This window comes from Aureibaculum luteum (assembly GCF_003449015.1).
In the GTDB taxonomy this organism is placed as follows: Bacteria; Bacteroidota; Bacteroidia; order Flavobacteriales; family Flavobacteriaceae; genus Aureibaculum; species Aureibaculum luteum.
Genome location: NZ_QRGD01000023.1, coordinates 1 through 4,009 on the forward strand (window position 1 = coordinate 1; position 4,009 = coordinate 4,009).

Sequence of the window (4,009 nt, forward strand, 5' to 3'; positions counted from 1 at the left end):
GAGAGGAGTGAAAACTACCGCATCCGTCCCGAAGTGTCGGGAGCGGATTTGGTTCATTTTTAAACTGGTGGATTCTCCTCGCTTAAAAAAGAATTAATATAAAACCATCTATGATGGCAGCCTCTAAATCCACAAGTTAAAAAACGTTTATTATTATTTATGGAGGAAATATTTATGTTGAATAATTTTTTTTAAACTTAATAAATTATGTATTTTTAGTTGCCCAGACTGGTTAACCAGTTTTTAACAAAGCGAAAATTAGTAACTATGAAGTTAAAAGTAATTGCAAAAAATGACAATCAAGAAGTATTAAATGATATTATTTCGAAAATAAGAGATTTAATTAATTATAAAAATTTAGAACCTGGAGAAAAATTGCCATCCGAACGGATGTTGTCCGAAAAGTTTGATGTTAGCAGAAGTAGTATTCGGGAAGCTATACAAAAATTAGAGTTTTATGGCTTGTTAAAATCTATCCCACAGAGTGGAACATTTGTCGCTAATATTGGGACAATTGGCATGAACGGAATGATTGATGGTATTTTAAGTTTGAAAGATCCTGATTTTAAATCATTGGTTCAAACTAGGATTTTGTTGGAATTAGAAACTGCTCGATTAGCTGCTACTACAAGAAATAAGAAAGATTTAGAACAAATTAAAGAAGCCCTTGATGCATTCAATGAAAAAGTTTTAAAAGGTGAAGACGCCGTTCAAGAGGATTTATTATTTCATTTAGCAATAGCTCAGGCAAGTGGTAATAGCACATTAAATAGCTTAATGCTAATAATTACACCTGAAATCATTACTAATTTTGAAAAATATCACGTTTGTGATAAAAATCAGGCTTTTTTAGGGATACAAGAGCATACAAATATTTATGAGGCAATTAAAAATAAAAAGCCCCAAGTAGCAAAACAAAAAATGAAAGACCATTTTAAAATGTTATATCAATATTGTTATAGTGGTAAAGAAGAGTAGTCAAAAATAAAAATTATACAAAATTGAAATAATAAGGTTTAAGATGCTGGATTCTCATCTGCTATTACCAGCCTCTAAATCCACAAGTTCAAAAACGTTTATTTCTTTTTTGCCTTAAAAGACTTTTTTTTGCTCTGCGACCATCGGGAGCGGACAAGGTTGTTTTTGTGGCAACAAAAACACATCTTGCAAAATATGCAAACGACTTACTTCTATAAGTTAATATTAAAAGTTACACTTCAATTTTAGTTCCATAAAAGGTGAATTAAGGATACTATTATTGCGACCGGAAATAAGAATGAATTTTTTTTAGAAGCCGTATTATTAATTGATCTTTAAAGTATAGTTTGCCATATTATTTTAATAAAGTATATTTTCACCTTTAATAGAACTTTTACGATATGAATTTTGGATATGCTAGGATAAGTACTCACAAAAAAAATTAGACCTTCAAATTGATGCACTTTTGAAACAAATCTGATAAAGGCAAACAAATGACAATATGAGCTGAAGTTTATCATAATTATGGAAATTCAACAGTTGATGAACTATTAGTCAAATTAAGATTGCGAGAGGTACTTATAATAAATATCTAGAATTTTGAAAATTCAAAAAACGAAAGTATAAACCAAGAAAATAAATATAATAACACTTGTGATTGGTGCGTTATTACACTATATTGCATCACAATTATTAAACATATGCAAACAGTTAGAAAATCAATAACATTTACGGATCAACAAGATAGTTGGATAAAATTAAAAGTTGAAAATGGAGATTTCACCAACGATAGCGAGTATATACGTGATTTGGTAAGAAAAGACCAAGCGAAAAACATGAAACTTTTGGAATTAAAACAAGCTATTGATGAAGGATTGCAAAGTGGTAGAAGTTCATTAAAAATAAGCGATATTATGAAGAAGGTGGATAATGGAGAATTATAGTCTATCTGCCAAAGCTCAGTTTGATGTAGTTGGAATTTATAAATATGGTATCAAATATTTTGGTCTCAACCAAGCTGTAGATTATCTATCTCAATTGGAAAATTTTTTAGATGAATTGGCTGTTCGTCCAGAATTAGCAAGAGACGCCAGTCCTATTGCTAAAGGTTTAAAATATTATAATTTTAAAAGCCATGTTATCTATTATTCTTTCGATAATGATAATGAAATTTATGTGCTTAGAATATTAGGCAAAAGAATGAATTTTATGAAACATTTATAAATCTAAATAAACGATTGTAAAATGAACCAAAGAATAGCCGATATTGCTTTAGTAGTTAGAGACTATGATGAAGCAATTCAGTTTTATACAGAAAAGTTGGGTTTTGAACTTTTGGAAGACACAAAAATTGATGAACATAAGAGATGGGTAGTAATTGCTCCAACAGGTGCGAAGGAATGTTGTCTTTTACTTGCAAAAGCGGCAAATGAGCAACAATTAGCAAGTGTTGGAAATCAGACAGGGGGAAGAGTATTTCTTTTTCTCTTCACAGATGATTTTTTGAGAGATTATAATAAAATGCTGGAAATGGGAATCACTTTCGTTAGGCCTCCTAAAGAAGAACCTTATGGTATGGTTGCCGTTTTCGAAGACTTGTACGGAAATATGTGGGATTTACTAGAGCCAAATGAAAACAACAAAGAAGTAATCAGGGATTAACCAAAGTCCAAATAAACGATAAGTAATGAATTGTGTAGAAATAGAACCAGGAAAAGAAGCTGAATATTTTTCCGTAGAGATCATACAAAAATTTATATTGGATTTTCATAATGATATAGAGCAACAAACAGAACGAAAAAAATTTTATAAAGGTGCTGGAGCTTATAAGGCAATTTATAATTTATATGGTAGTAAAGTTGATGTTTGGATTGAATGGAATGCGAGAAGAGTTGAAGATGCTTTAGATATTGGTATTACTAAATTTATTTTTTACGATATAGATACAATTCCAGATCTAGTTTTAGATAGATGGAATATTATGTCTAAAGAGTTAAAACGCACCAACTAAAAATTTTAAAGTGTAGATAAACGATAAATTGTATTCGAAAAATAGTCTCATAAATCTAACCGTTTTGGGACATTAGACTTTTCTAAACTTTACAATTTTAATTGTTGTTGAGCAGATTAGCCCAGTAATATCTGTAAGTTACCATTTGCTCTTTGTAATTTGTTTAGTTTCGGTAAGCAGTTCTAAAGATATTTTAAAGTCATATGTAATTTTTTATAGAAAGAGGAAAGCTACTTGTAGTATTTTGTAGGTTATAAATTTTCATTCATAACTTTAGCTTTCCTCCTTTCTCCCCTAATTTTAGTACAATTTGAAAAACTGTATCTGCTTATGATAACGTTTTGATTTAAGTTATATTTTACAAAATATTACATAAGAATGCAGAGCAGGATATTACGGTTTGAACCGTAATTAGATTAAAGTCTATTATTAATATATTATATGTGACTATATTTCTCATATTTGAGTTTATAGCGTCTTTCATAACGTTGTGAGAAAGACGTACAGATATAAAAATTCTAAGATGTATAATCTAAGCATCAAATAATAAGTGAGGCTTTTAATTATGATTTTAAAATGAAAGATAGAATCTTGTATAAATGTTGTTGTTCCAAAAAAGAGAAAAGTATTTAATCTAAACAAAGTTAAATTTAGACCAATAAAAAACCGTTACTTTTAAGAGTAACGGTGTTCTTTCAATCGTGTCGCTAAACTAAGAGTTAAAAGAAGTACTCAAATATATTAAATGTATTGTTAACTTAACAATACATTTCATTTGTTTTACATTACTATGTAGAAATAATGCAACTCAAGGAGTTAAGTAGATTTTAGTTTTAAAACTTACACAGTTTATGGGATAATGCCTAATTTGCTTTTTTAAGATATTAGTTTTGATAATTCTAGTCTTTGTAGTTTCAACCTTTTTCTTCTGGAATCATGAGTCTTCGCATTTCATCTAAATAATTCGCTTCCTCCAACGGTATTAAATTTTTAGCCAATTCCAATACATTTATTACATCT

General features: G+C 29.2%; 5 protein-coding genes. All 5 read left to right on the forward strand.

The features are described 5' to 3' along the window. Positions 1–267 precede the first annotated feature (267 nt). The 5 genes from D3P13_RS21620 to D3P13_RS21640 all read left to right on the forward strand — a co-directional run bounded on the left by D3P13_RS21620 (position 268) and on the right by D3P13_RS21640 (position 2,989). Positions 268–978, forward strand: coding sequence for a FadR/GntR family transcriptional regulator (locus tag D3P13_RS21620; RefSeq protein ID WP_117885778.1), 711 nt, complete (start codon positions 268–270; stop codon positions 976–978). 701 nt (positions 979–1,679) lie between these two features. Beyond that, on the forward strand, positions 1,680–1,922 hold the full coding sequence (locus tag D3P13_RS21625) for a type II toxin-antitoxin system ParD family antitoxin (RefSeq protein ID WP_117885780.1): 243 nt from the start codon (positions 1,680–1,682) through the stop codon (positions 1,920–1,922). Further along, positions 1,909–2,202: a type II toxin-antitoxin system RelE/ParE family toxin gene (locus D3P13_RS21630; RefSeq protein WP_117885782.1), complete on the forward strand. Its 294-nt coding sequence runs from the start codon at positions 1,909–1,911 to the stop codon at positions 2,200–2,202. The genes D3P13_RS21625 and D3P13_RS21630 overlap by 14 nt, the downstream gene beginning before the upstream one ends. A 21-nt stretch (positions 2,203–2,223) precedes the next feature. Beyond that, complete coding sequence (locus D3P13_RS21635; protein WP_117885784.1) at positions 2,224–2,640, forward strand: VOC family protein; 417 nt, start codon at positions 2,224–2,226, stop codon at positions 2,638–2,640. Positions 2,641–2,665: 25 nt separating this feature from the next. Continuing rightward, positions 2,666–2,989 (forward strand): hypothetical protein, encoded by a 324-nt coding sequence (locus tag D3P13_RS21640; RefSeq protein ID WP_117885786.1) that lies wholly within the window; start codon positions 2,666–2,668, stop codon positions 2,987–2,989. Positions 2,990–4,009: the final 1,020 nt, after the last annotated feature.

Bases quoted from the DNA above. Each gene is read 5' to 3' on its own strand.
- D3P13_RS21620 (WP_117885778.1), top strand. From the start codon at position 268: ATGAAGTTAAAAGTAATTGCAAAAAATGACAATCAAGAAGTATTAAAT.
- D3P13_RS21625 (WP_117885780.1), top strand. From the start codon at position 1,680: ATGCAAACAGTTAGAAAATCAATAACATTTACGGATCAACAAGATAGT.
- D3P13_RS21630 (WP_117885782.1), top strand. From the start codon at position 1,909: ATGGAGAATTATAGTCTATCTGCCAAAGCTCAGTTTGATGTAGTTGGA.
- D3P13_RS21635 (WP_117885784.1), top strand. From the start codon at position 2,224: ATGAACCAAAGAATAGCCGATATTGCTTTAGTAGTTAGAGACTATGAT.
- D3P13_RS21640 (WP_117885786.1), top strand. From the start codon at position 2,666: ATGAATTGTGTAGAAATAGAACCAGGAAAAGAAGCTGAATATTTTTCC.